At 67.1% G+C, this 25,694-nt stretch carries 23 protein-coding genes; 18 read left to right on the top strand and 5 right to left on the bottom strand.

Annotated elements, in window-relative coordinates; genetic code table 11:
* Positions 1-31: 31 nt before the first annotated feature.
* Together qcrC and ctaE are read right to left on the bottom strand one after the other, a co-directional pair.
* Positions 32-835 (bottom strand): cytochrome bc1 complex diheme cytochrome c subunit, encoded by an 804-nt coding sequence (gene qcrC, locus ACZZZN_RS04825; protein ID WP_463504069.1) that lies wholly within the window; start codon positions 833-835, stop codon positions 32-34.
* A 20-nt stretch (positions 836-855) separates the two neighbouring features.
* Positions 856-1,548, bottom strand: a complete 693-nt coding sequence (ctaE, locus tag ACZZZN_RS04830) for an aa3-type cytochrome oxidase subunit III (RefSeq protein WP_463504070.1) — start codon at positions 1,546-1,548, stop codon at positions 856-858.
* Positions 1,549-1,701: 153 nt separating this feature from the next.
* Between ctaE and trpD the strand changes: the two genes are divergently transcribed.
* On the top strand, positions 1,702-2,766 hold the full coding sequence (gene trpD, locus ACZZZN_RS04835; protein ID WP_463504071.1) for an anthranilate phosphoribosyltransferase: 1,065 nt from the start codon (positions 1,702-1,704) through the stop codon (positions 2,764-2,766).
* A gap of 8 nt (positions 2,767-2,774) precedes the next feature.
* Complete coding sequence (locus ACZZZN_RS04840; RefSeq protein ID WP_463504072.1) at positions 2,775-3,761, top strand: PHP domain-containing protein; 987 nt, start codon at positions 2,775-2,777, stop codon at positions 3,759-3,761.
* 1 nt (position 3,762) lies between these two features.
* Here the strand turns inward: ACZZZN_RS04840 and ACZZZN_RS04845 are convergent, their stop codons facing one another.
* Positions 3,763-4,698, bottom strand: coding sequence for a 5'-3' exonuclease (locus ACZZZN_RS04845; RefSeq protein WP_463504073.1), 936 nt, complete (start codon positions 4,696-4,698; stop codon positions 3,763-3,765).
* Positions 4,699-4,902: 204 nt separating this feature from the next.
* On the opposite strand from ACZZZN_RS04845, the gene rpsA reads away from it, so the two are divergent.
* From rpsA to ACZZZN_RS04890, 9 genes are all read left to right on the top strand, one after another.
* Positions 4,903-6,357 (top strand): 30S ribosomal protein S1, encoded by a 1,455-nt coding sequence (gene rpsA, locus ACZZZN_RS04850; protein WP_053096692.1) that lies wholly within the window; start codon positions 4,903-4,905, stop codon positions 6,355-6,357.
* A 145-nt stretch (positions 6,358-6,502) separates the two neighbouring features.
* Positions 6,503-7,357: an ABC transporter ATP-binding protein gene (locus ACZZZN_RS04855; RefSeq protein ID WP_463504074.1), complete on the top strand. Its 855-nt coding sequence runs from the start codon at positions 6,503-6,505 to the stop codon at positions 7,355-7,357.
* Complete coding sequence (locus ACZZZN_RS04860; protein ID WP_463504075.1) at positions 7,354-8,400, top strand: aliphatic sulfonate ABC transporter substrate-binding protein; 1,047 nt, start codon at positions 7,354-7,356, stop codon at positions 8,398-8,400. Before ACZZZN_RS04855 ends, ACZZZN_RS04860 begins: the two co-directional genes overlap by 4 nt.
* Positions 8,401-8,423: 23 nt before the next feature.
* Positions 8,424-9,257 carry an ABC transporter permease gene (locus ACZZZN_RS04865; RefSeq protein WP_463504076.1) on the top strand — a complete coding sequence of 278 codons (834 nt, stop codon included), beginning with the start codon at positions 8,424-8,426 and terminating at the stop codon, positions 9,255-9,257.
* 2 nt (positions 9,258-9,259) lie between these two features.
* On the top strand, positions 9,260-11,260 hold the full coding sequence (gene acs, locus ACZZZN_RS04870) for an acetate--CoA ligase (RefSeq protein WP_463504077.1): 2,001 nt from the start codon (positions 9,260-9,262) through the stop codon (positions 11,258-11,260).
* Positions 11,257-12,561: an O-acetylhomoserine aminocarboxypropyltransferase/cysteine synthase family protein gene (locus ACZZZN_RS04875; protein WP_463504078.1), complete on the top strand. Its 1,305-nt coding sequence runs from the start codon at positions 11,257-11,259 to the stop codon at positions 12,559-12,561. The genes acs and ACZZZN_RS04875 overlap by 4 nt, the downstream gene beginning before the upstream one ends.
* The gene (locus ACZZZN_RS04880) at positions 12,558-13,142 is read left to right on the top strand and encodes a CoA-binding protein (protein ID WP_463504079.1); all 585 of its coding nucleotides are present in this window, start codon (positions 12,558-12,560) and stop codon (positions 13,140-13,142) included. Before ACZZZN_RS04875 ends, ACZZZN_RS04880 begins: the two co-directional genes overlap by 4 nt.
* Positions 13,143-13,173: 31 nt before the next feature.
* A complete protein-coding gene (gene coaE, locus ACZZZN_RS04885; protein ID WP_463504080.1) occupies positions 13,174-13,773 on the top strand; it encodes a dephospho-CoA kinase in 600 nt (199 codons plus the stop codon).
* The gene (locus ACZZZN_RS04890) at positions 13,770-14,984 is read left to right on the top strand and encodes an MFS transporter (protein ID WP_463504081.1); all 1,215 of its coding nucleotides are present in this window, start codon (positions 13,770-13,772) and stop codon (positions 14,982-14,984) included. The genes coaE and ACZZZN_RS04890 overlap by 4 nt, the downstream gene beginning before the upstream one ends.
* A 10-nt stretch (positions 14,985-14,994) precedes the next feature.
* On the opposite strand, the gene ACZZZN_RS04895 is transcribed toward ACZZZN_RS04890, so the two are convergent.
* The gene (locus ACZZZN_RS04895) at positions 14,995-15,615 is read right to left on the bottom strand and encodes a DUF4126 domain-containing protein (protein WP_463504082.1); all 621 of its coding nucleotides are present in this window, start codon (positions 15,613-15,615) and stop codon (positions 14,995-14,997) included.
* A gap of 65 nt (positions 15,616-15,680) precedes the next feature.
* Here ACZZZN_RS04895 and uvrB point away from each other — a divergent pair, with 65 nt between their 5' ends.
* Positions 15,681-17,753 (top strand): excinuclease ABC subunit UvrB, encoded by a 2,073-nt coding sequence (gene uvrB / locus ACZZZN_RS04900; protein ID WP_463504083.1) that lies wholly within the window; start codon positions 15,681-15,683, stop codon positions 17,751-17,753.
* 19 nt (positions 17,754-17,772) lie between these two features.
* Positions 17,773-18,105: a TfoX/Sxy family protein gene (locus ACZZZN_RS04905; protein ID WP_463504084.1), complete on the top strand. Its 333-nt coding sequence runs from the start codon at positions 17,773-17,775 to the stop codon at positions 18,103-18,105.
* A gap of 11 nt (positions 18,106-18,116) precedes the next feature.
* Here the strand turns inward: ACZZZN_RS04905 and ACZZZN_RS04910 are convergent, their stop codons facing one another.
* The gene (locus ACZZZN_RS04910; RefSeq protein WP_463504085.1) at positions 18,117-18,359 is read right to left on the bottom strand and encodes a hypothetical protein; all 243 of its coding nucleotides are present in this window, start codon (positions 18,357-18,359) and stop codon (positions 18,117-18,119) included.
* Between the two features lie 44 nt (positions 18,360-18,403).
* Between ACZZZN_RS04910 and ACZZZN_RS04915 the strand changes: the two genes are divergently transcribed.
* The 5 genes from ACZZZN_RS04915 (at position 18,404) to whiA (ending at position 25,694) form a co-directional block, all read left to right on the top strand.
* Positions 18,404-18,847 (top strand): MarR family winged helix-turn-helix transcriptional regulator, encoded by a 444-nt coding sequence (locus tag ACZZZN_RS04915; RefSeq protein ID WP_463504086.1) that lies wholly within the window; start codon positions 18,404-18,406, stop codon positions 18,845-18,847.
* Positions 18,848-18,940: 93 nt separating this feature from the next.
* The gene (gene uvrA, locus ACZZZN_RS04920; protein WP_463504087.1) at positions 18,941-21,829 is read left to right on the top strand and encodes an excinuclease ABC subunit UvrA; all 2,889 of its coding nucleotides are present in this window, start codon (positions 18,941-18,943) and stop codon (positions 21,827-21,829) included.
* On the top strand, positions 21,829-23,730 hold the full coding sequence (gene uvrC / locus ACZZZN_RS04925; RefSeq protein ID WP_463504088.1) for an excinuclease ABC subunit UvrC: 1,902 nt from the start codon (positions 21,829-21,831) through the stop codon (positions 23,728-23,730). Before uvrA ends, uvrC begins: the two co-directional genes overlap by 1 nt.
* A gap of 45 nt (positions 23,731-23,775) precedes the next feature.
* Positions 23,776-24,648 carry an RNase adapter RapZ gene (gene rapZ, locus ACZZZN_RS04930; protein WP_463504089.1) on the top strand — a complete coding sequence of 291 codons (873 nt, stop codon included), beginning with the start codon at positions 23,776-23,778 and terminating at the stop codon, positions 24,646-24,648.
* 68 nt (positions 24,649-24,716) lie between these two features.
* Positions 24,717-25,694, top strand: coding sequence for a DNA-binding protein WhiA (gene whiA, locus ACZZZN_RS04935; RefSeq protein ID WP_463504090.1), 978 nt, complete (start codon positions 24,717-24,719; stop codon positions 25,692-25,694).

Raw genomic sequence — 25,694 nt, forward strand, 5'->3', positions numbered from 1 at the left:
TCCTCGTACGTTCCTCTTCGATGAATAAGCGTCAGTTGGACTTCGCCGTGATCCACACGGTGATGGCGACGAGCGCGCCGATGCCGAAGATCCAGACGAACAGCCCCTCGGACACGGGGCCGAGCGAACCGAGCGAGAATCCGCCGATCTGCACGGACTGCTGCTGGTAGAGCAGCGCCGAGATGATGTCTCGCTTGTCCTCGTCCGACAGGTTCATGTCGCCGAAGACAGGCATGTTCTGGGGACCGGTGACCATGGCCGCGTACATGTGCAGCGCGCTGGTCTCGGTCAGTGCGGGGGCGTACTTGCCCTCGGTGAGTGCACCTCCGGCGGCGGCCACGTTGTGGCACATCGCGCAGTTGACGCGGAACAGCTCGGCGCCGTTCGCGACATCACCGCCACCGTCCAGAAGATGGTCGTCGGGGAAGGTGGGTCCGGGAGCGGACTCCTGCACGAAGGAGGAGATCGCCAGGATCTGGTCTTCCGTGAACTGCGGCTGCTTCTGCGGAGCCTGCGGTCCCTGCATCTGCAGGGGCATGCGGCCGGTCGACAGCTGGAACTCGGTCGCGAGCTCACCCACACCGTAGAGGCTGGGGCCGTTCGCGGTGCCCTGCAGGTCGAGACCGTGACAGGTCGCGCAGTTGGCCTGGAAGAGCTTCTCGCCGTCTTCGACGGTGAGCGTGCTCTCGGCGACTGTCGTGGTGTCGGTCGCGGCGAACGCGGCCGATGCTCCGGCGTACACGGCGCCGGTGATCATGAGTCCTGCTCCGATGAGGGCCACCGCTGCCAGGGGGCTGCGGCGACCGTTCGAACGGCGCTTCTTCTCTCGTGCCATCTCGGGGATCAGCTCCGCTCTTATTTCAGGAAGTAGATAACGACGAACAGCACGATCCAGACGACGTCGACGAAGTGCCAGTAGTAGGACACCACGATCGAGGACGTCGCCTCTTTGTGCCGGAAATTCTTGACGGCGTATGCACGCCCGATGACGAGGAGGAACGCGATCAGGCCGCCGGTGACGTGCAGTGCGTGGAAGCCTGTCGTGATGTAGAACGCCGATGCGTACGAGTCGGCGCTGATCGGCATGCCCTCTGCGACGAGAGTGGCGTACTCCCACACCTGTCCGGCGACGAAGATCGAGCCGAGTGCGAATGTGAGGAAGAACCACTCGACCATTCCCCATCCGAAGAGGCGACGGCGTCCGGCGCCGTTCTTCTGGCCCTTGGAGAGGCGGTACGGCTGGAGGTCTTCGGCCGCGAACACACCCATCTGGCAGGTGAACGAGGAGAGCACCAGAATGGCCGTGTTGACGAACGCGAACGGAACGTTCAGCAGTTCGGTGCGGTCGGCCCAGAGCTCGGGTGAGGTGCTGCGGAGCGTGAAGTAGATCGCGAAGAGTCCCGCGAAGAACATCACCTCGCTGCCGAGCCACACAATGGTGCCGACAGCTACCGGGTTGGGGCGCTTGATCGTTCTTGCCGCCGGGGCATACGTCGCTGAGGTCGTCACCCTTCCATTATGGCCGATCCTCGGGCGTGATTCTCGCATCGCAGCCCCGCGATTGGCCGAGATCTGACTTAGGCGACCCTAAGAAAACACTGCGAATCCTCGGTGAATCCGCGGGAAACGGGGGTTCATGCGCACGTCACCGGTCGTGCGGAAGAGTCTGCACGTTTTCGCGGCGCCGATAGGATCGCACACATGGCTGATTCCCTGACCTGGTCCGACGTGCTCACCACTCTTCTGGAGCGCCGCGACCTGAGCGTCTGGGAGTCCACCTGGGCCATGCGTCAGATCATGCGCGGCGACGTGACGGAGGCCCAGCTCGCCGGCTTCCTCGTCGCATTGCGAGCCAAGGGAGAGACGATCGACGAGATCGTCGGCTTCCGCGACGCGATCCTCGAGGCCGCGGTTCCCCTCCCCGTCTCCCCGAACGTTCTCGACATCGTCGGCACGGGCGGAGACCGTGTGGGCACCGTGAACGTCTCGACGACCGCCGCCGTGATCATCGGCGCGACCGGGGTGCCGGTGGTCAAGCACGGCAATCGGGCGGCCAGCTCGTCGTCGGGTTCCTCCGACGTCCTCAGCGCGCTCGGGCTGGAACTGACGCTCGACCCGGCATCCGTCGCATCGATCCTCGACCGGACGGGAATCACGTTCGCGTGGGCGGGGGCGTTCCATCCCGGCTTCAAGCATGCAGGCGCAGTGCGTGCCGAACTCGGCGTGCCGACCGTCTTCAACATGCTCGGCCCGCTGTGCAATCCGGCGCGCGCGGAGGCCAACGCGGTCGGCGTCGCGCAACTCGAGCGCGTGCCGCTGATCACGGGTGTGTTCCGCACGCGCGGCGCCACTGCCCTCGTCTTCCGCGGGGACGACGGTCTCGACGAACTGACCACGACCGGTCACAGCCGCATCTGGGAGGTCACCCGCGGCGACATCCACGAGCACGACCTCGATCCCCGCGACCTCGGCATCCCGATCGCGGACCTCGCCGATCTGATCGGCGGTACGCCTGATCACAATGCTGCGGTCCTGCGTCGCACCCTCGAAGGGGAGCAGGGCGCCGTGCGCGACATCGTCCTCCTCAACGCCGCGGCCGGGATCGTCGCATTCGAACTGTCTCAGGACGCGACCCAGGTGCAGCGTCCGATCCTCGAACGCCTACGCGAGGGGTACGACCGTGCGGCCGCCGCGGTGGACGACGGGCGGGCGCTCGCGAAGCTCGACGAGTGGATCGGCGTCAGCCGGGAACTCGCCACCGCATAGGCGCCGTCATGGACCCGATCGCCGCCCTGCTCGAGATCGCCTCACTGCTGGAACGCGAGCGCGCATCGCGCTACCGGGCCAAGGCGTTCCGTCAGGCTGCCGCGACTCTACAGCAGCTGCCGGAGGATGTGCGTTCGGATCCGACGAGGCTGCGTGCCGCGAAGGGGATCGGCGAATCGACCTTCGGTGTCATCAGGCAGGCGCAGAGCGGTGAGGTCCCCGACTATCTCGTCGAGCTCCGAGGCGAGGTCGAGCCGGAGCGCGCGTCGGAGTTGAGGGCGAAGCTCCGTGGAGATCTGCATGCGCACACGGACTGGTCGGATGGAACGACCTCGATCCCCGTGATGGCGGCGGCCGCGCGAGCACTCGGTCACGAGTATCAGGCGATCACCGATCATTCCCCGCGTCTTCGGGTCGCCCGCGGACTCTCACCGGAGCGGCTGCGTGAGCAGATGCCGCTCGTGCGGGCTGAATCCGCTGACGGGTTCACTCTTCTGGCCGGCATCGAGGTGGACATCCTCGACGACGGCGGTCTGGACCAGGAGGAACCGCTGCTCGGCGAGCTCGACATCGTCGTGGCATCCGTCCATTCGAAACTCCGCATGGAGGCGAGGCCGATGACGGCACGGATGATCGCTGCCGTGTCGAACCCGCGAGTGAACGTGCTCGGGCACTGCACCGGCCGGCTCGTGCAGGGGGATCGGGGCACGCGGCCGGAGTCGCAGTTCGATGCCCGCGCCGTCTTCTCGGCCTGTGCCGAGAACGGTGTGGCTGTCGAGATCAACTCGCGGCCGGAGCGTCAGGACCCGCCGGACGAGTTGATCGCGATCGCCCTCGACGCGGGATGCCTCTTCTCCATCGACTCGGATGCGCACGCGCCGGGTCAGCTCTCGCTGCTCGACCACGGCGCCGAGCGGGCGGAACGGGCAGGCGTGCCGGCATCCCGCATCATCACGACCTGGGGGCTCGACCGGCTGCTCGCCTGGGCGAACTGACTCAGCCTTCGACGGTCGCCACGGCCGCGACCGCGCGGGCCATGGACGATCCGAGGTTCCACTTCTCCGCGAGCGCCGTCGCGGCATCGGCCTCAGCCGGATCGAGCGGCCGCAGAGCCTCGGTCGGCGCCGCTATGTCGAGATCGGGGGCCACGGCGACCACCGTCGGAGCGACATCGAGGTACGCCGTGGCGGCGAGGATCTTCGCGCGGACCCCCGCGCTCATCCCTTCTCCGGCTTCGGCAGCCGCACGGATGCCGGCCAGATCGCCGTGCGTCTGCAGCAGGGTCGCCGCGGTCTTCTCGCCGACTCCGGCGACCCCGGGGAGGCCGTCGGAGGCATCGCCGCGCATCGTGGCGAAGTCGGCGTACTGACCGGGGAGGACACCGTACTTGGCTACGACGACCGCATCGGTCACGATCTCGAGATTGCTCATGCCTCGTGCCGTATAGATGACGCGGACGGCTCTCGCGTCGTCGACGAGCTGGAAGAGGTCGCGGTCGCCCGTGACGATGTCGACGGGCATCGTGGCGTGGGTGGCGAGGGTGCCGATGACGTCGTCCGCCTCGTGCTCGGCGACACCGATGATCGGGATGCCGAGGAGTCCGAGGGTCTCACGGATCAACGGGATCTGAGCCTCGAGAGGATCCGGCACCTCTTCGACGTCGGGACCCGCAGCCACCACCTCGACCACTCGGTGCGACTTGTAGCTCGGGATCAGATCGACCCTCCACTGCGGACGCCAGTCGTCGTCCCAGCAGGCGACCACGTGGGTGGGCTCGTAGCGGGTGATGAGCTTCGCGATGATGTCGAGCAGGCCGCGAGCCGCGTTGATGGGGGAGCCGTCGGGCGCCGTCACCTTGTCGGGGACGCCGTAGAAGGCGCGGAAATAGAGACTGGCGGTGTCGAGCAGGAGGAGCTTGTCGGCGCGAGGCATGTCGACAGTCTGTCAGCGCGACGGCCGCGCGTGGTATCTCGTCCTTCACGCAGTCCTGAGATCTGATAACCTTGACTGTCACTCGTGGCGTGCCTATGCGTGCCCGCGTGGTAGAAACCAAATCAATCGCTGCAGAGCTCATCATCGGTCGTGCGCGGCCGGAGCCCTCAGCCCGAGTCTCCATTCACAAGGACAACCCACTACATGACTACCGCAACGACCGCCCCGGCCACCAAGCAGGTCGCCATCAACGACATCGGATCTGCTGAGGACTTCCTGGCCGCGGTCGAGAAGACCCTGAAGTTCTTCAACGACGGCGACATCATCGAAGGCACGATCGTCAAGATCGACCGCGATGAGGTCCTCCTCGATGTCGGATACAAGACCGAGGGTGTCATCCCCTCGCGCGAACTCTCGATCAAGCACGACGTCGACCCGAACGAGGTCGTCAAGGTCGGCGACGAGGTCGAGGCCCTGGTTCTCCAGAAGGAGGACAAGGAAGGCCGTCTGATCCTCTCCAAGAAGCGTGCTCAGTACGAGCGTGCCTGGGGAGACGTCGAGAAGATCAAGGAGAACGACGGCGTCGTCACCGGAACGGTCATCGAGGTCGTCAAGGGTGGACTCATCGTCGACATCGGCCTCCGTGGGTTCCTCCCGGCTTCGCTCATCGAGCTGCGCCGCGTCCGCGACCTCACGCCGTACCTCGGCCAGGAGATCGAGGCCAAGATCCTCGAGCTCGACAAGAACCGCAACAACGTCGTGCTCAGCCGCCGCGCGCTGCTCGAGCAGACGCAGTCGGAGTCGCGCACCACGTTCCTGAACAACCTGCACAAGGGTCAGGTCCGCAAGGGTGTCGTGTCGTCGATCGTCAACTTCGGTGCATTCGTCGACCTGGGCGGCGTGGACGGCCTCGTGCACGTCTCCGAGCTGTCCTGGAAGCACATCGAGCACGCCTCCGAGGTCGTCGAGGTGGGCCAGGAGGTCACCGTCGAGATCCTCGAGGTCGACCTCGACCGCGAGCGCGTCTCCCTGTCGCTGAAGGCGACGCAGGAGGACCCGTGGCAGGTCTTCGCCCGCACCCACGCGATCGGTCAGGTCACGCCGGGTAAGGTCACCAAGCTCGTTCCGTTCGGTGCGTTCGTGCGCGTCGCAGACGGCATCGAGGGCCTCGTCCACATCTCCGAGCTCTCCAGCAAGCACGTCGAGCTGGCCGAGCAGGTCGTGTCGGTCGGCGAAGAGGTCTTCGTCAAGGTCATCGACATCGACCTCGAGCGTCGCCGCATCTCGCTCTCGCTGAAGCAGGCGAACGAGGCTGTCGACGTCAACGGCACCGAGTTCGACCCGGCGCTCTACGGCATGCTCGCCGAGTACGACGAGGCCGGCGAGTACAAGTACCCGGAGGGCTTCGACCCCGAGACCGGTGCGTGGAAGGAAGGCTTCGACACCCAGCGCGAGGCATGGGAGCAGGAGTACGCTGCAGCCCAGGCTCGCTGGGAGGCGCACAAGGCTCAGGTTGCCAAGGCAGCCGAGGCCGAGGCGGCCGCTGGCGACGACTTCGGTGGCCAGGTCTTCTCGAGCGAGGCCGCAGGCGCGGGCACGCTCGCTGACGACGAGGCACTCGCGGCTCTTCGCGAGAAGCTCTCGGGCGGCAACGCGTAAGCATCACGCTCTGGAACGGGCCGTCATCCTTCGGGATGGCGGCCCGTTCTGCTTTTCCGTGCGTATCCGCGAGGTGCGGAGAGCTACGTGACCGAACATTACGGCCGCATTCGTAACATTCCCGCGGGTTGGACAGCATGGGGGTATGACCTCTCTGCTCTCAGCGCCCTCCACGGCTCGCGGCCCGGCGGTCGCCGGCACCGCTCAGCCGGTGAGTCTGCGCGGTGTGGAGCGCAGCTTCCCCGTCGCTCGCGATCGGCGTGACGTTCTCCGAGCAGTCGACGTCGAGGTCACAGCGGGCGAGATCGTCGCGATCGTCGGACCGTCGGGATGCGGCAAGTCCACCCTCCTGCGTCTGGTCGGCGGGCTGGATGCGCCGACGAGCGGCAGCATCCTGCTCGATGACACAGGCGTCGCCGACGTCGACGAGCGCACCGCGATCGCCTTCCAGGAGCCCCGGCTCCTGCCCTGGCGGACCATCGCACAGAACGTCGAGCTCGGGCTTCCTCGCGGTACCGCCCGGCGCGAAGGGCGCGAGCGTGTGCGCGAGCTGCTCGAGCTGGTCGGCCTGGAGCAGGCCGCGGACCAGCGTCCACGCGAGGTGTCGGGGGGAATGGCGCAGCGCGCCTCGCTCGCCCGCGCGCTCGCCCGCAACCCCGGCGTCCTGCTCCTGGACGAACCCTTCGGCGCGCTTGACGCGCTCACCCGGCTGAGGATGCACGATCTCCTTCTGAAGATCCACGCCGCGGAGCCCACCACCGTCCTCCTCGTCACCCACGACGTGGAAGAAGCCCTCTATCTGGCCGATCGCGTGCTGCTGCTGCGCACGCTCGTCGGCGACGCCGGGACGGACGCGTCTTCGATCGCGCGCACGATCACCGTTCCCGGCATCCGCCCCCGCGACCGCGCCGATCGCGGCCTCGCGGACCTCCGCGCCGAGCTCCTCGAGGGACTCGGTGTAGACACCCACCACAGCACCGCCACCGAGGAGACCCGATGAGCACCATCACCCGCCGAATCGTCCCTGCGATCGCCATCGCCGGGACGATGATGCTCGTAGCGTCCGGCTGCGTCGCCGGGGAGAACGCCACGGCCTCCGACACGTCGAACGACGATGCGGCCGCGACCGGCGAGTGGTCGTCCGACTCGCTGTCGATCGACTTCGCCACCTACAACCCGCTGAGCCTCGTGATCCGCGACCAGGGAATCCTCGAGGAGATCCTCGGCGACGACGTCGCTGTCGAGTGGGTGCAGTCCGCCGGCTCCAACAAGGCGAACGAGCTGCTGCGCTCCGGGTCGATCGACGTGGGCTCGACCGCCGGCTCCGCCGCGCTCCTCGCCCGTGCGAACGGCTCGCCCATCCAGGTCATCGACATCTTCTCGCAGCCCGAGTGGTCGGCGATCGTCGTCGGTCCCGACAGCGACATCACCTCGGTCGAGGACCTCGCGGGCAAGTCGGTCGCCGCGACGAAGGGCACGGACCCCTACTTCTTCCTGCTGCAGTCCCTCGAGGAAGCCGGCCTCTCGGTCGACGACGTCGAGGTGCAGAACCTGCAGCACGCGGACGGGCGCGCAGCGCTCGACGGCGGATCGGTCGATGCCTGGGCGGGCCTCGACCCGATCATGGCCGCGGCAGAGGTGGAGTCGGGCGACCAGCTCATCTACCGCAACGTCGACTTCAACACCTACGGATTCCTGAACGCGACCGAGGACTTCATCGAGAACCACGCCGACCTCGCGCAGGCGGTCGTCGACGCCTACGAGCAGGCGCGCGAGTGGGCTCTCGAGAACCCCGACGAGACGGCTGCGCTGCTGGCCGAGGTCGCGAGCATCGACATCGAGGTCGCGAAGACCGTCATCACCGAGCGCTCGAACCTCGATGTGAGCGGCATCCCTGGGGACGACCAGGTCGCGGTGCTCGAGAAGATCGCTCCCGTGCTCGTCGATTCCGGTGATGTCCAGGGCGGCCAGGACTCGGTCGACGAGGCGCTCGACTCGATCGTGAACGCCACCTTCGCAGAGAAGGCGGTCGGGGGCGAGTGAGTCTTCCCGACCAGAGGGTGATCGTGCCCGCGGACACACAGGAGGCGCTGGACGCCGCTCGGGGCATCCGTCGGGTTCCTGAGGTGGGCGCGCGGCATCCGTGGGACCGTCCGGTCGTTCGCGTCATCGGCGGGTTCCTGCTGCCAGCCCTCATCATCATCGCCTGGCAGATCGTGACGACCACCGGAATCGTCGCGCCCTACCTCCTCCCATCCCCGGAATCGGTCTTCGCAGCCGGTGTCGAACTGGCCGAGCGCGGGCTGCTCTGGACGCACATCGCGATCTCGGTGCAGCGCGTGCTTCTCGGCTTCGCGATCGGGTCGGTGATCGGACTCGCGATCGCGGGGATCGTCGGCCTCTCGAAGATCGGTGACGTGCTGCTGAGTCCCACGCTCTCGGCCGTCCGTGCGGTCCCGTCTCTGGCGTGGGTGCCGTTGCTGATCCTCTGGATGCAGATCGGGGAGGAGTCCAAGGTGACGCTGATCGCCATCGGTGCGTTCTTCCCGGTCTACACGACCGTCGCATCGGCGCTCCGACACGTCGATCCGCAGCTCGTCGAGGCAGGACGCTCGTTCAGCCTTCGCGGCTGGTCGCTGTTCCGCACCGTGCAGCTGCCCGCCGTCGTGCCGTCGGTGGTCGCGGGCCTCCGACTCGCGCTCGCGCAGGCCTGGCTGTTCCTCGTCGCGGCCGAGCTGATCGCCTCGTCGATGGGACTCGGGTTCCTGCTCACGGATTCGCAGAACAGCGGACGCGTCGACAGGATCATCCTGTCGATCGTCCTGCTGGCGCTTCTCGGCACGATCACCAACGCGCTCCTCGTACTGGTCGAGAAGTATCTGCTCCGACGGTGGGTGTGACCGTGACAGAAGCACGTCTGCACGAGACCCGCACATACCCGGCTCCCGCCGGCTTCGCCGCGACGGCGAATGTGACCGTCGAGGCCTACGCACGGGCGTCGTCGGATCCGACGCTCTTCTGGGAGCAGGCGGCCGAGCGGCTCGATTGGACCGAGCCATGGCACACGGCTCACGAGTGGGATGCACCCGTGGGGGATGCTGTTCCCGCCGCGCGATGGTTCGTCGGTGGCCGGCTCAACGTCGCGTACAACTGCGTCGACCGCCACGTCGCGGCCGGCCGCGGTGACAAGGTCGCGCTGCACTTCGAGGGCGAGCCGGGCGACCGTATCGCCGTGACGTATTCCGACCTCCAGGACAGGGTGTCGCGCGCGGCCAACGCGCTCATCGCACTCGGCATCCGCCCGGGCGATCGCGTCGTCATCTATCTCCCGGTGCTGATCGAGACGGTCGTGATCACCCTCGCCTGCGCACGGATCGGAGCCGTGCACTCGCTCGTGTTCGGCGGGTTCTCCGCCGAAGCGGTGCGGTTCCGGCTCGCCGACACCGGAGCCAAGCTGCTCGTGACGAGCGACGGTCAGTTCCGCCGAGGCACCGCGACCGAGGTCAAGTCGACGGCCGACATCGCAGCCGCAGATCTTCCCGATCTCGAGCACATCCTCGTGCTTCGGCGCACCGGGCAGGATGTTCCCTGGACCGAGGGACGCGACGTCTGGTGGCATGACGTCGTCGACGGCGCTTCGGCGCAGCATGAGCCCCAGGCGTTCGATGCCGAGCATCCGCTCTTCATCATCTACACGTCGGGAACCACCGGGAAGCCGAAGGGGCTCGTCCACACATCCGGCGGGTACCTCACGCATGCGAGCTGGGCGCACTGGGCGCATTTCGACGCGAAACCCGACGACGTGCACTGGTGCACGGCGGATCTCGCCTGGGTGACCGCCCACACGTACGAGATCTACGGTCCGCTCTCGAACGGCCTGACTCAGGTCATCTACGAGGGGACGCCGGACACGCCGAACCGTGAGCGACACCTCGAGATCATCGAGCGTTACGGCGTGACCGTCTATTACACCGCGCCCACGCTCATCCGCACCTTCATGACCTGGTTCGGCGGAGAGCAGCCTTCGGGCCATGATCTCTCCACACTGCGTCTGCTCGGAACTGTCGGGGAGGCGATCAATCCGGAAGCCTGGATCTGGTTCCGTCGCAACTTCGGGCGCGACGAGCTCCCGGTGGTCGACACCTGGTGGCAGTCCGAGACCGGGGCGGCGATGATCGCGCCGCTTCCGGGAGTGACGACGCTCAAGCCCGGCTCGGCATCCGTGCCGCTGCCCGGCATCGACGCGACCGTGGTCGACGCGAACGGCGATGAGGTCGCGCCCGGAAGATCCGGAACGCTCGTGGTGCGGCGTCCGTGGCCGGGGATGGCGCGGACCGTGTGGGGGAACCCGCAGCGATACCGAGATGCATACTGGTCGGCTTATGCCGGACACGGCGAGCACGGCGGATACTACGTCGCCGGTGACGGGGCGACGCGCGATGCCGACGGCTACATCTGGATCCTCGGGCGCCTCGACGACGTCGTGAACGTGTCGGGCCACAGGCTCTCGACCATCGAGATCGAATCGGCGCTCGTGGCCCATGACACGGTCGGGGAGGCAGGCACCGCAGGCGTCGCCGATGCGGTCACCGGGCAAGCCGTGGTCGCGTTCGTCACCGCATCCGGACGTTCGGAGGTCTCGACCTCGCAACTGCGCGGCCAGGTCGCCACCGCCATCGGGCCTGTCGCCAAGCCGAAGCACATCGTCGTCGTCCCCGACCTGCCCAAGACCCGCTCCGGCAAGATCATGCGACGTCTGCTCGCGCAGCTGTGGGAGGCCGAGCAGGACCGGCGCGCAGGGCGCGCACCCGCTCCGCTCGGCGACACGACATCTCTGCAGAACCCATGGGCCGTCGACGACATCGCCGCCGTGCTCGAGACCGCTGAACTGAGGACGCAATGACGGAAGAACACCGCTTCGGGTTTCGCACGAGGGCTCTCCACGCCGGAGGCACACCGGATGCCGCGACAGGTGCCCGCGCCGTGCCGATCTACCAGACGACGTCGTTCGTGTTCGAGGATGCGACGGATGCCGGCAATCTCTTCGCGCTGCAGAAGTACGGAAACATCTACTCGCGCATCGGCAACCCCACCGTCGCCGCGCTCGAGGAACGGCTGGCATCGCTCGAGGGCGGGATCGGCGCCGTCGCGACCGCGTCGGGCATGAGCGCCGAGTTCATCACGTTCGCCGCGCTCGTCGGGTCCGGTGATCACGTGGTCGCGTCGGCGCAGCTGTACGGCGGCACCGTGACCCAACTGGACGTGACATTGCGTCGATTCGGCGTGGAGACCACGTTCGTCGCCTCCACGGACCCTGCCGACTACGCGGCGGCGATCCGTCCCGAGACCAAGGTCGTCTACGTCGAGATGATCGGCAACCCGTCGGGTGAGATCGCCGACATCGAAGGCCTGGCGGAGGTCGCACATGCCGCCGGTGTGCCGCTCGTCGTCGACGCGACCCTTGCCACTCCGTACCTCGCGCGGCCGCTCGAGCACGGCGCCGACATCGTCATCCATTCGGTGACGAAGTTCCTCGGTGGTCACGGGACGACACTCGGAGGCGTCGTGATCGAGAAGGGCACGTTCGACTGGGGCAACGGGCGGTTCCCGCAGATGACGGAGCCCGTCGAGTCGTACGGAGGGATCAAGTGGTGGGACAACTTCGGCGAGTACGGGTTCCTCACCAAGCTCCGCACCGAGCAGCTGCGTGACATCGGGCCGGCGCTGAGTCCGCAGTCCGCCTTCAACCTGCTGCAGGGTGTCGAGACGCTGCCGCAGCGCATCGACGCCCATCTCGCCAACGCGCGCATCGTCGCGGACTGGCTGGCATCCGACCCCCGCGTGGAGTACGTGACGTGGGCGGGGCTCGAGGGGCATCCGCATCATGAGCGCGCCGCGAAGTACCTGCCGCTCGGCCCGGGATCGGTGTTCGCCTTCGGAGTCAGAGCCGAAGACGGTCGCGCGGCGGGGGAGACCCTGATCGAGAATCTCCAGCTGGCATCGCACCTCGCGAACATCGGTGATGCGCGCACGCTCGTCATCCACCCGGCATCCACCACTCACCGTCAGCTCACCGAGTCGCAGCTCGAGGCGGCCGGGGTGCGCCCCGATCTCATCCGGATCTCGGTGGGCCTCGAGGACGCGGACGACATCATCTGGGACCTGGACCAGGCACTCAGCACGGCGACGGGAGCGAACCGATGAGCGACACGAACCTCGCGGGAGCGGACGCCTGCGCTCTGCCCACGCCTCAGGATGCCGCGGCGTGCGCGCTGCCCGGAGCGGCTCCACTGCACCCTGAGCGCACGTGGGAGGGGCCGAGTCAGCAGCAGCGCTTCGGCATCCTCCGGCGAGCGAAGTCCGTCGCGATCGTCGGCGCATCGAACAACCCGGCCCGCGCGTCGTACTTCGTCGCGACTTATCTGCTCTCGAGCACCGCGTACGACGTCTACCTCGTCAATCCGCGTGAGTCGTCCATCCTCGGACAGCCCGTCTATGCGTCGCTGGCCGACCTTCCCGTGGTCCCGGACATCGTCGACGTGTTCCGTCGCCACGAGGATCTTCCCGGCGTCGCGCAGGAGGCGATCGACCTCGGTGCGCAGACGCTGTGGCTGCAGTTGGGGTCATGGAACGAGGATGCGGCCGCCCTCGCCGAGGACGCAGGGCTCGCCGTGGTGATGGATCGCTGCATCAAGATCGAGCACGCTCGGTTCCACGGCGGACTGCACCTCGCCGGGTTCGACACGGGCGTCATCAGCTCCCGGCGTCAGCTTCTCGGACGCTGAGCGCGGCCGCGTCGAAGCCTAGACTGGCCGCATGGCTCTCATCGCGCTCACCGGCGGCATCGCCTCCGGGAAGTCGACCATCGCACGACGACTGGCGGAGAGGGGAGCAGTCGTCGTCGACGCCGATCAGATCGTCCGCGACGTGCAGGCACCCGGGACTCCGGTTCTCGCAGCCATCGCCGAGACGTTCGGGGCAGAGGTCATCGCCGCCGACGGCTCGCTCGATCGTGCCGCCCTCGGTGCGAAGGTCTTCGGGGACGCCGATCAGCTCGCGCAGCTGAACGCGATCGTGCACCCTGCGGTCCGCGCCGAGTCGCAGCGCCGATTCGACGAGGCGATGTCGGCAGATCCCGCGACGGTCGTCGTGTATGACGTGCCCCTGCTCGTGGAAGCACGGGTCGACGATCCGTGGGACCTGATCGTCGTCGCACACGCGCCCGCGGAGGAGCGCAGGCGTCGGCTCGTGGAGATCCGCGGGATGGCGGAGCAGGCCGCGCAGCAGCGCATCGACGCGCAGGTCTCCGATGAGCGCCGCCTGGCCATCGCCGACGTGGTCATCGACACGTCGGGATCGCTCGAGCAGACGCTCGCTCAGACAGACGATCTCTGGGAGCGGATCAGCACGTCGTGACCTTCAGCGGCCACGCGCCAGGAACGTCCGGGTACCGACGCCTGATCATCGGTCTGTTCTTCGCGGGAATCGCGACCTTCGCGCAGCTCTATTCGCCCCAGGCCGTGCTGCCGCAGCTGTCGGCCGATCTCGGGATCTCGCCGGCGAGCGCCGCACTCAGTGTGTCGGCGGCGACGCTCGGACTGGCTGCCGCCGTCATCCCGTGGTCGATGATCGCCGACCGCATCGGCCGGGTGCAGGCGATGGCGATCGGTGTGATCGCGGCGACCGCCCTGGGGCTCCTGGCCCCGCTCAGCGCGGGGATGGAGATGCTCCTGACGCTGCGCCTGCTCGAGGGAGTCGCGCTCGGGGCTGTGCCCGCGGTCGCTCTCGCGTACCTGAGTGAAGAGGTCAGCCCGCGAAACGCGGCCGCAGCAGCAGGGAGTTACATCGCGGGAACGACGGTGGGTGGGCTCGTCGGCCGGATCGTGTCCGGCATCGTCGGCGAGCAGGCGGGATGGCGGGAAGGCATGTGGACGGTCGCGGGGCTGTGCGCGGTGGCGGCCGTGCTGTTCCTGTGGCTGACGCCGAAGGCGCGGGGATTCGTGCCCGGACGATTCCGTGACGACGCCGGACCGGGGATGCTCACCCGCCTGCTGGCGCCGCTGCGCTCGGGGCGTCAGCTCGCACTGTACGCCCAGGGCTTCCTGCTCATGGGGGCGTTCGTCGCCGTCTACAACTACCTCGGATTCCACCTCGCCGAGCCGCCCTTCGCGCTGCCTGCCTGGGTGGTGACGCTGCTCTTCCTCGCCTATCTCGCCGGCACCGTCTCGTCGCCGTGGGCAGGCTCCCTGGCCTCTCGCTTCGGGCGATACCCCGTGCTGCTGGGCGCGATCACCGTGATGGGCGCGGGTGCGGCCGCGATGCTGGCTCACGCCACGCCGATCGTGCTGCTCGGGCTGCTGCTCTTCACCGGCGGCTTCTTCGGGGCGCACGCGGTGGCATCGGGGTGGGCGCCGGTGGCGGCAGGACCCGACAGCAGAGCACAGGCATCCTCGCTGTACTACTTCGGCTACTACGCGGGATCGAGCCTGTTCGGCTGGGCACTCGGCATCGTGTTCGGCCAGGTGGACTGGGTGTGGTTCATCGTCACGATCCTCGCCATGTGCAGCCTCGCGGCGGGCTTGACGGTCGTGAAGCTGCGCGCATCGCCGGGCACCCGGTCGTCGTGACCACCACTTCCTACGTCCGGGCGCTGGAGGCGGACCGAGGAGTCCTCCTCTCGCGACGCCGGCGGGCGCGTCGACGCAGGATCACGATCACCGCGACGACGAGCCCGATGAGCAGGATCGCGGCCAGGATCGGCGCGATGATTGCCGCGGCCGCGAGCGCGAAGGAGGTCCCGTCCTCCGCAGCGCTGAGTGCGGGGGCGGCGAGGCCTCCGGTGGCTGCGTTCGCGGCGACGCGTGTCGTCGCCTTGACGATGTGCACCACCAGCGCGACGGCGATGCCGATGGCCACCGGAATCCACTGGTTCTCGGTGAAGAACGAGGCCGGATCCTCGATCGCGACCGTCTGAGCTCCGGATCCGGCGCCGAACGCGATGCCACCGGCGGCCGGGCGCAGGATGCTCTGCACGACATCGTTGACCGAGTCGAGAGCCGGGATCTTGTCGGCGATGATCTCGAGAACCAGCAATGCGCCCACGATCCACAACGCCAGGTCGCTCGACAGCCAGGCCCACGAGGAGGGGAGCTCGACGGCAGGAATCAGTCTATCTGCGAGCCCGAGCAGGAACAGCGGCATCCAGGCGTTGAGGCCTGCCGATGCTGCGAGGCTGGTGCCGATGATGAACTCGATCACGTGCTCACTCTAGGTGGCGCCACGGACACGGCCCCGATGTCGGTGACCCCGCCTACGCTTGAGGTATGCAACCCACCCGCAGTGTCCGTCCCTTCGAGGTCATCAGCGAGTATGCGCCGGCCGGCGACCAGCCGAAGGCGATCGCCGAGCTCGCATCGCGCATCAATGCAGGCGAGACCGATGTCGTGCTTCTCGGAGCCACGGGTACCGGAAAGTCCGCGACGACCGCCTGGCTGGTCGAGCAGGTGCAGCGTCCGACTCTCGTGCTGGCGCACAACAAGACGCTGGCGGCCCAGCTCGCCAATGAGTTCCGCGAGCTCATGCCCAACAACGCGGTCGAGTACTTCGTGTCGTACTACGACTACTACCAGCCAGAGGCATACGTTCCCCAGACCGATACCTTCATCGAGAAGGACTCGTCGATCAACGCCGAGGTCGAGCGTCTGCGCCACTCGACCACCAACTCCCTGTTGAGTCGCCGCGACGTGATCGTCGTGTCCACGGTCTCGTGCATCTACGGTCTCGGTGCGCCCGAAGAATATCTGCGCGCCATGGTGGCGTTGCAGGTCGGCGAGCGCTACGACCGCGACGCGCTCATCCGGCAGTTCATAGCGATGCAGTACAACCGCAACGACGTCGACTTCTCGCGAGGCAACTTCCGCGTGCGCGGCGACACGATCGAGATCATCCCGGTGTACGAGGAGCACGCGATCCGCATCGAGCTGTTCGGTGACGAGATCGAAGCCCTGTACTCCTTGCATCCGCTCACCGGCGAGGTCATCGAGAAGCTCGATGCCGTTCCGATCTTCCCCGCATCGCACTATGTGGCGGGAACCGACGTGATCCAGCGCTCCATCGGCACCATCGAGCACGAACTGGAAGAGCGGCTGAAAGAATTCGAGCGGCAGGGCAAGCTGCTCGAGGCGCAGCGTCTGAGAATGCGCACCACCTTCGATCTCGAAATGCTGCAGCAGCTGGGCTTCTGCTCGGGGATCGAGAACTACTCCCGGCACATGGATGGCCGTCAGCCCGGCGAGCCGCCGCACACGCTGCTCGACTTCTTCCCCGACGACTTCCTGCTCGTGATCGATGAATCTCACGTCACGGTGCCGCAGATCGGCGCGATGTACGAGGGCGATGCGTCGCGCAAACGCACCCTCGTCGAGCATGGATTCCGTCTTCCGAGCGCGATGGACAACCGACCGCTGCGCTGGGACGAGTTCAAGAACCGGATCGGACAGACCGTTTACCTGTCGGCGACCCCCGGCAAGTACGAGATGGGTATCGCCGACGGCGTCGTGGAGCAGATCATCCGCCCGACGGGTCTCGTCGATCCTCACATCATCGTGAAGCCGTCGAAGGGGCAGATCGACGATCTCCTCGAGGAGATCAGGGTGCGCGTCGAGCGTGACGAGCGTGTGCTCGTGACGACGCTCACCAAGAAGATGTCCGAGGAGCTCACCGACTTCCTCGGCGAGCATGGCGTGAGGGTGCGCTACCTGCACTCCGACGTCGACACCCTTCGTCGTGTCGAATTGCTCAGCGAGCTTCGGGCAGGCGTGTACGACGTGCTCGTCGGCATCAACCTTCTCCGTGAAGGTCTCGACCTTCCCGAGGTGTCGCTCGTCGCTATCCTCGACGCCGACAAAGAGGGCTTCCTGCGCTCCGGCACGTCGCTGATCCAGACCATCGGTCGCGCGGCACGAAACGTGTCCGGTGAGGTGCACATGTACGCCGACAAGATCACCGATTCGATGGCGAAGGCGATCGAGGAGACCGACCGGCGTCGTGAGAAGCAGGTGGCCTACAACCTCGAGAACGGCATCGACCCCCAGCCGCTCCGCAAGCGGATCGCCGACATCACCGAGGTGCTCGCCCGAGAGGGCGCCGACACGGCCGAGATGATGTCCGGGCGCGGGCGAGCGACCGGCAAGGGCAAGTCGCCGACACCGAATCTCCGTCGCACGGGAATCGCTGCCGAGGGTGCTCAGCAGCTCGAGGCCGTCATCCAGGACCTGTCCGACCAGATGCTCGCAGCCGCAGCCGAACTCAAGTTCGAGCTCGCCGGGCGACTGCGCGACGAGGTGCAGGACATGAAGAAGGAGCTGCGTGCCATGGAGAGGGCCGGGCACGCCTGAGTCTCAGGAGGAGACGACGTTGGATGCGTCAGGAGAAGAGCTCGCCGACCGCGTGCGCGCGCTGTTGACCTTCGACGGAGACGTCGAGGAGAAGCGGATGTTCGGAACCCGCGCCTTCCTCCTCGACGGTCACATCCTGGTCGGAGCCCGCAACGGAGGCGTGCTTCTCGTTCGAGTGGACGAAGAGCACGGAGCGGCCCTGATCACCAGGCACGGCGTCGAGACGGCGGTCATGGGGCCCCGGACAATGGGCACCGGATGGCTCGATGTGTCGCCAGAAGCGCTGGTCGGCGAGGACGATCTGGCGTTCTGGCTCGACGTCGCGCGCGAGGGCGCGGCCGGCGACGACTGACCGCTCGATTCTCAGGGGCAGTGGACGAGCGTCTTCGGGCCTGAGCGATCGATCTCGTGCTCACTCATCGGGGCCCCGCAGAGCGGGCAGGCCCGTTCGGCTCTTTCAGCAGGACTCGGGGGAGGCGTCTTCTCGTAGGGCCCGACCGAGGCCGGACCTGCGAACCGAATCAGGTTCGAGTTGATCCAGGAATAGAGGCCACCTGCCTCGCGGATGCGCGAGCGAAGAGGAGGGCGATCACTGGAGCGAGCCATGTTGATTAGTGTACTAACTATTAGTGCCGTTGTATAGTCGAGCCGTGACCGCTACGGATGATCTGCTCAAGCTGGACAATCAGCTCTGCTTCGCCCTGGTGACCGCCGCGCGCAACGTCGTCGCCATCTATCGACCGATCCTGGAGCCGCTGGGACTCACGCATCCGCAGTATCTCGTGATGCTCGCTCTGTGGGAGCGCGCTCCGCGCCCACTCAACGACCTCGCCGCCGATCTCGCTCTCGAGCCGGCCACCGCGTCGCCGCTGGTCAAGCGCCTCGAGGCCGACGGGCTGGTCGCCCGGCAGCGCAGCTCGGAGGACGAGCGCCGCCTCGACATCACCCTCACGGATGCCGGACGTGCGCTCCGCGAGCGGGCGCTCGACGTTCCTCGTCAGGTCATGGCGGCGGTGGGTATGGATCTCGAGCAGATCGCGACCCTGCGTGACGGGTTGTCGGCTTTCGCGGGTCGCCGCCCGATCCAGGACTGACAGCGGGTCGCCGTTCAATCCGGGACTGACAGTGATCCGCTTCCTGGGAGGCCTCACGGAGCCAATGTCCGTGGCCCCTCGTAGACTTGATCAGTGCCTATCGTCCCGGTTGCAACCCCAGGAAAACTCAGTGTTCGCGGTGCCCGCGTGCACAATCTCAAGAACGTCGACATCGACATCCCACGCGACTCGCTCGTCGTGTTCACCGGCCTGTCCGGATCGGGAAAGTCCAGTCTCGCGTTCGACACGATCTTCGCCGAAGGGCAGCGTCGCTACGTCGAATCGCTGAGCGCCTACGCGCGGCAGTTCCTCGGCCAGGTCGACCGACCGGACGTCGACTTCATCGAGGGGCTGAGCCCTGCGGTGTCGATCGACCAGAAGTCGACCAACCGCAACCCGCGGTCGACGGTCGGCACGATCACTGAGATCTACGACTACATGCGCCTGCTCTGGGCCCGCATCGGCATCCCGCACTGCCCGGAGTGTGGTGAGCGCATCCAGCGCCAGACCGTGCAGCAGATCGCCGACCAGCTCATGGAGCTGCCGGAGCGCACCCGCTACCAGATCGTCGCGCCCGTCGTCTCGCAGAAGAAAGGCGAGTTCGTCGATCTCTTCCGCGAGCTCGGAGCCAAGGGATACTCGCGGGCGATCGTCGACGGCGATCTGATCCAGCTCGCCGAGCCGCCCACGCTCAAGAAGAGCTACAAGCACGACATCGCTGTCGTCGTCGACCGTCTCGTGGCGGCTGACGACATCCTCGGTCGCGTCACCGATTCTGTCGAGACCGCACTGGGGCTGGCCGGCGGCGTGGTGCAGGTGAACTTCGTCGACGAAGAGGGCGACGACGCCTGGCAGTCGTTCTCCGAGAAGCTCGCGTGCCCGAACGGGCACGCGCTCTCGCTCACCGAGATCGAGCCGCGCACCTTCTCGTTCAACGCGCCGTTCGGCGCCTGCCCGGCCTGCTCGGGGCTCGGCACGCGCATGTCGGTCGACATCGACCTGATGCTCGGCGACGAAGAGCTCTCCATCCGCGAGGGTGCGATCGTCCCGTGGACCACCCAGGGCAAGGGCCTCTTCCAGTACTACGAGCGACTGCTCGAGGGCCTCGCCGACGACCTCAATTTCTCGCTCGACACTCCGTGGCAGGACCTCAGGGTCGACGTGCAGGACGCGATCCTCCGCGGCGACAACTACAAGGTCACCGTCAAGTTCAAGAACCGGTACGGGCGCGAGATGCGCTATGCCTCCGGCTTCGAGGGTGTCGTCCCCTACATCGAGCGGCAGTACGCGCAGGCCGAGTCCGACACACAGCGTTCGCGCTGGGGCGAGTACCTCCGCGAGGTACCGTGCCCGGTGTGCGACGGCAACAGGCTCAAGCCCGAAGTGCTAGCGGTGCAGGTGCACGGCCACTCGATCGCCGAGGTGTCGCACCTCAGCCTCGCTGACGCCCGTTCCTTCATGGAGACCCTGACGCTCACCGATCGCGAGGCGAAGATCGCGGCGCAGGTGCTGCGCGAGATCCGCCTGCGACTCGACTTCCTGCTGCAGGTCGGCCTGTCCTACCTCAATCTCAGCCGCTCGGCCGGTTCGCTCTCCGGTGGTGAGGCACAGCGCATCCGCTTGGCCACCCAGATCGGATCCGGGCTCACCGGCGTGCTGTACGTCCTCGACGAGCCCTCGATCGGTCTGCATCAGCGCGACAACCGGCGTCTGATCGACACGCTCCTCAAGCTCCGCGACCTCGGGAACACGCTCATCGTCGTCGAGCACGATGAGGAGACCATCGAAGCGGCCGACTGGGTCGTCGACATCGGACCCGGCGCGGGAGTGAACGGTGGCGAAGTCGTGCACTCCGGGCCCTATTCGGCTCTGCTGAGCGAGCCGGGGTCGATGACGGGCGAATACCTCTCGGGCGCCCGCGAGATCCCGACGCCGACGAAGCGCCGCAAGCTCGACAAGAAGCGCAAGATCAGCGTCGTCGGCGCCCGCGAGAACAACCTCAAGAACGTGAGCGTGGACTTCCCGCTCGGTGTGCTCACAGCGGTCACGGGAGTCAGCGGCTCGGGCAAATCGTCGCTGGTCAACGACATCCTCTACCAGGTGCTCGCTTCGCGGCTCAACGGAGCGCGAACGGTGCCCGGCAAGCACACCCGCGTTTCCGGTCTCGACAATCTCGACAAGGTCGTGCACGTCGACCAGGCGCCGATCGGTCGCACTCCGCGCTCGAACCCGGCCACCTACACCGGGGTCTTCGACAGGATCCGATCGCTGTTCAGCGAGACCCCCGAAGCGAAGGTTCGCGGTTACCAGCCGGGCCGCTTCAGCTTCAACGTCAAGGGCGGGCGATGCGACGCCTGTTCGGGTGACGGCACGATCAAGATCGAGATGAACTTCCTTCCCGACGTGTACGTCGACTGCGAGGTGTGTCACGGCAAGCGCTACAACCGCGACACGCTCTCGGTGCACTACAAGGGCAAGAACATCGCCGAGGTGCTCGAGATGCCGATCGCGGAGGCCGCGGAGTTCTTCGAGCCCATCCAGGCCATCCACCGGTACATGAAGACCCTCGTCGACGTGGGCCTGGGGTACGTGCGTCTCGGACAGTCCGCGACGACCCTGTCCGGCGGCGAGGCTCAGCGCGTCAAGCTCGCCACCGAGCTTCAGCGGCGCAGCAACGGGCGCAGCATCTACGTGCTCGACGAGCCGACCACCGGCCTGCACTTCGAAGACGTGCGCAAGCTCCTCGAGGTGCTGGGCGGCCTCGTCGACAAGGGCAACACGGTGATCGTCATCGAGCACAACCTCGATGTGATCAAGTCCGCGGACTGGGTCATCGATCTCGGCCCGGAGGGTGGTTCAGGCGGAGGTGAGATCCTCGCAACCGGCACCCCCGAGCAGATCGCACGCGTCGAGGAGAGCCACACGGGCCAGTTCCTCGCCGAGATCCTGGATGAGGGGCGCTCAGCGCGGAAGGCCAGTTGATGGCCGACGTGCTGCCGTACAAGCCGCGGGCTGGTGAGATCCCGACCAACCCCGGCGTGTACCGGTTCCGCGACGCCGATGGACGCGTCCTGTACGTCGGCAAGGCGAAGAACCTTCGTCAGCGCCTGTCGAACTACTTCGCCCCGCTGCGTACCCTGCACGAGCGCACTCGTCGCATGGTGACGACGGCATCGTCCGTCGAGTGGACGGTCGTGTCGACAGACGTCGACTCGCTCCAGCTGGAGTACATGTGGATCAAGGAGTTCGATCCGCCGTTCAACGTGCGGTACAAGGATGACAAGTCCTACCCGTTCATGGCGGTCACGCTCGGCGATGAGGCACCCCGCGTGATCGTCACCAGGAATCGCAAGATCCCCGGTGCGCGCTACTTCGGCCCGTACCCCAAGGTCTGGGCGGTGCACGAGACGATCGACCTGATGGTGAAGGCCTTCCCCATCCGCACCTGCAGCGACTCGAGCTACAAGCGTGCGATGCAGACGGGGCGACCGTGTTTCCCCGGACAGATCGGCAAGTGCGGCGGCCCGTGCTCGATGACCGTCTCGATCGAAGAGCACCGTGCCATGGCCGACGACTTCGTCGCCTTCATGGCGGGCGGTGACGAGCGGTTCACCCGAGAACTCACCACACGGATGCTCGCAGCCTCCGCCGCGATGGACTACGAGGCCGCGGCCAAGTACCGGGACAAGCTCGGAGCGATCGAGGCGGTGCTCGGTAAGAGCGCGCTGGTGTTGGCGTCCGATGAGGATGCCGATCTCTTCGGCATCGCCGAAGACGAGCTCGCCGCGGCCGTGCAGCACTTCGTGATCCGCGGCGGACGCGTGCGCGGTGTGCGTGCGATGACGATCGAGAAGGAGATCGACATCTCGCCCGCCGATCTTGTGGATCAGGTGCTGCAGCGTGCCTATGGCGACGCGCAGGATGTGCCGCGGCGCATCATCGTGCCCACCATTCCAGACGATGCCGCCGAGCTCGAGGTCTGGCTGCGGGAGCGACGCGGCAAGAAGGTCGAGATCACCGTCGCTCAGCGAGGGCAACGCGCCGACCTCATGCGCACGGCCACCCTCAACGCCCAACAGTCGCTCATCCGCTACAAGACGCGGCGCACCAGCGACTACGTCGCTCGCACCCAGGCCCTGACCGACCTGCAGGAAGCCCTGGGCATGACCGAGGCGCCGCTGCGCATCGAGTGCTTCGACATCTCGCACCTCAGCGGTACCAACGTCGTCGCGTCCATGGTGGTCTTCGAAGACGGGCTCCCGAGGAAAGATCAGTACCGCTCGTTCAACATCCTCGAGACCACTGATGACACCGACTCGATGTATCAGGTGCTGCGTCGACGTCTGGCGTATCTCGATCGACCAGACGAGCCGGCACCCGAGGAGCAGGCCGCCGAAGATGCACTCGCCGACGGGATCGTCGCCGAGGTCAAGCGCAAGCCGCGCTTCGCCTATCCGCCGCAGTTGCTGCTCGTCGATGGTGGGCAGCCGCAGGTCGAGGCCGCTGCCCGGGCACTCCGCGATGCGGGACACACCGAGATCGCCGTGTGCGGTATCGCGAAGCGGCTGGAGGAGATCTGGCTGCCCGGTGAGGACTTCCCGGTGATCCTCCCTCGCACGAGCGAGTCCCTCTATCTGCTGCAGCGTCTGCGCGACGAGGCGCACAGATTCGCGATCACCCACCAGCGCAAGCGGCGCAAGGGCGACATCACCACGGTGCTTGCGGAGGTCCCAGGGCTCGGCGCATCGCGCATCAAGGTGCTGCTCAAGCACTTCGGTTCGGTCACCGCTCTCCGCTCCGCGGAACCCGGGGAGATCGAAGAGGTGCAGGGGATCGGACCCGTGCTCGCTCGGAACATCCACTCGCATCTGTCCACGCGGTAGCGCGCAGTCGCTAGGCTTGAGGTCGGCGGGGGAGAAGGAGCAACGATGGCTGACGGGGACAAAGGCGAGTTCCTCATCGTCACGGGCATGTCGGGCGCGGGTCGCACGACAGTGGCCAACGCACTCGAGGACCTCGGCTGGTATGTCGTCGACAACCTCCCCCCGCAGATTCTCCGCCCGCTTCTCGACCTCACGGACATGGGCGGCACCTCGCTGCCGAAGATCGCCGCTGTGGTGGATGTGCGCGGACGCAACCTCTTCGACGATTTCCCCGGTGTCACCCGTGCCCTGCGGTCACGCGGCTCGATCCGGATCCTCTTCCTCGATGCATCCGACGATGTACTCGTCCGCCGTTTCGAGGCCGTGCGCCGACCACAACCTCTTCAGGGTGACGGAACGCTGCTCGACGGAATCCGTATCGAGCGCTCCAAGCTCGCACCGATCCGCGAGGCCGCGGATCTCGTGATCGACACGTCGTCGCTCAACATCCATCAGCTTGCGACCCAGGTGTCGGAGCTGTTCTCCGAAGAGGGAGCAGCGCGACACCGGGTGACTCTCATGAGCTTCGGTTTCAAATACGGCCTGCCCACCGACGTCGACCTCGTGGCGGACATGCGATTCCTCCCGAATCCGTTCTGGAACGAGGAGCTGCGCGGGCTCACCGGCCAGGACGAGCGGGTGCGCGAGTACGTGCTGTCGCGTGAAGGCGCCGCCGAGTTCCTCGATGCGTACGCGGCCGCACTGACCCCGATTCTCGAGGGATACCAGCGGGAGAACAAGAGCCACTCCACTGTCGCGATCGGCTGCACCGGCGGCAAGCATCGCTCCGTCGCGATGGCCGAAGAGCTGGCCCGCAGGCTCAGCGCCGTGCCCGGAGTGGCGGTCAACCTGCGCCACCGGGACCTCGGCCGGGAGTAGGCACTAGCTCCGGCCGAGTAAGCTGGAGGTTTGCGTCGCGATCCGACGCGTGAGCGTAGAGGAGTGTCGTGGCACTAACCACCGACGTCAAGGCTGAGCTTGTCAGCATCCGCAATGCACCCCCGACGGTGCGTGTCGCGGAGGTCACATCGATCCTCCGATTCGCCGGGGGGCTGCACTCGATCGCCGGACGGGTCGCCGTCGAGGCCGAGGTGGATGCCGAAGTGCTCGCTCAACGCGTCGCCCGTGACCTCGCTGAGATCTACGGCGTCCGCCCGGAGATCGCCCAGGTGCAGTCGAGCACCGCGAACGACGGCGCGCGATGGGCGGTTCGCGTGATCGCCGCGGGTGAGACCCTCGCCCGCCAGACCGGGCTGCTCGATCAGCGCAGGCGGCCGGTGCGCGGTCTGCCCAACCGCCTCACCACGGGCTCGCGCGCGGAGATCGCCGGACTCTGGCGTGGCGCCTTCCTCGCCGCGGGAACCCTCAGCGAGCCCGGTCGATCGGCGATGCTCGAAGTCTCGTGCCCGTCATCGGAAGCGGCGATGGCGCTCGTCGGAGCGGCACATCGTCTGGGCGTCGCCGCGAAGGCACGCGAGGTGCGGGGGATGCCGCGTGTCGTCGTTCGTGAGGGCGAGGCGATCCGCACGGTCCTCAGCGAGATGGGCGCACAGAAGACGGCCGTCGCGTGGGAAGAGATGCGCCAGCGGCGCGAGGTGCGCGCGGGCGTGAACCGCCTCGTCAACTTCGACGACGCCAACCTCCGCCGCTCGGCGCAGGCTGCCGTCGCCGCGTGCGCCCGCGTCGAGCGCGCGCTCGAGATCCTGGCCGACGAAGTGCCGGACCATCTCAAGATCGCGGGAGAACTGCGCCTCGCGCACCGCGACGCGAGCCTCGACGAACTCGGCCATCACGCCGACCCGCCGATGACAAAGGATGCCGTCGCGGGGCGTATCCGCCGCCTGCTGGCGATGGCCGACAAACGCGCTCAGCAGGAGGGCATCCCGGGCACGGAGGCAGCGGTTCCCGCCGGCCTCGACGTCTGA

Source organism: Microbacterium sp. AC145 (assembly GCF_979258505.1).

Bases quoted from the DNA above. Each gene is read 5' to 3' on its own strand.
- uvrC (WP_463504088.1), top strand. From the start codon at position 21,829: ATGGCCGACGTGCTGCCGTACAAGCCGCGGGCTGGTGAGATCCCGACC.
- ACZZZN_RS04845 (WP_463504073.1), bottom strand. From the start codon at position 4,698: ATGCCTCGCGCCGACAAGCTCCTCCTGCTCGACACCGCCAGTCTCTAT.
- ACZZZN_RS04860 (WP_463504075.1), top strand. From the start codon at position 7,354: ATGAGCACCATCACCCGCCGAATCGTCCCTGCGATCGCCATCGCCGGG.
- ACZZZN_RS04875 (WP_463504078.1), top strand. From the start codon at position 11,257: ATGACGGAAGAACACCGCTTCGGGTTTCGCACGAGGGCTCTCCACGCC.
- coaE (WP_463504080.1), top strand. From the start codon at position 13,174: ATGGCTCTCATCGCGCTCACCGGCGGCATCGCCTCCGGGAAGTCGACC.
- ACZZZN_RS04910 (WP_463504085.1), bottom strand. From the start codon at position 18,359: ATGGCTCGCTCCAGTGATCGCCCTCCTCTTCGCTCGCGCATCCGCGAG.
- qcrC (WP_463504069.1), bottom strand. From the start codon at position 835: ATGGCACGAGAGAAGAAGCGCCGTTCGAACGGTCGCCGCAGCCCCCTG.
- rapZ (WP_463504089.1), top strand. From the start codon at position 23,776: ATGGCTGACGGGGACAAAGGCGAGTTCCTCATCGTCACGGGCATGTCG.
- ACZZZN_RS04855 (WP_463504074.1), top strand. From the start codon at position 6,503: ATGACCTCTCTGCTCTCAGCGCCCTCCACGGCTCGCGGCCCGGCGGTC.
- uvrB (WP_463504083.1), top strand. From the start codon at position 15,681: ATGCAACCCACCCGCAGTGTCCGTCCCTTCGAGGTCATCAGCGAGTAT.
- ctaE (WP_463504070.1), bottom strand. From the start codon at position 1,548: ATGCGAGAATCACGCCCGAGGATCGGCCATAATGGAAGGGTGACGACC.
- ACZZZN_RS04880 (WP_463504079.1), top strand. From the start codon at position 12,558: ATGAGCGACACGAACCTCGCGGGAGCGGACGCCTGCGCTCTGCCCACG.
- trpD (WP_463504071.1), top strand. From the start codon at position 1,702: ATGGCTGATTCCCTGACCTGGTCCGACGTGCTCACCACTCTTCTGGAG.
- ACZZZN_RS04840 (WP_463504072.1), top strand. From the start codon at position 2,775: ATGGACCCGATCGCCGCCCTGCTCGAGATCGCCTCACTGCTGGAACGC.
- rpsA (WP_053096692.1), top strand. From the start codon at position 4,903: ATGACTACCGCAACGACCGCCCCGGCCACCAAGCAGGTCGCCATCAAC.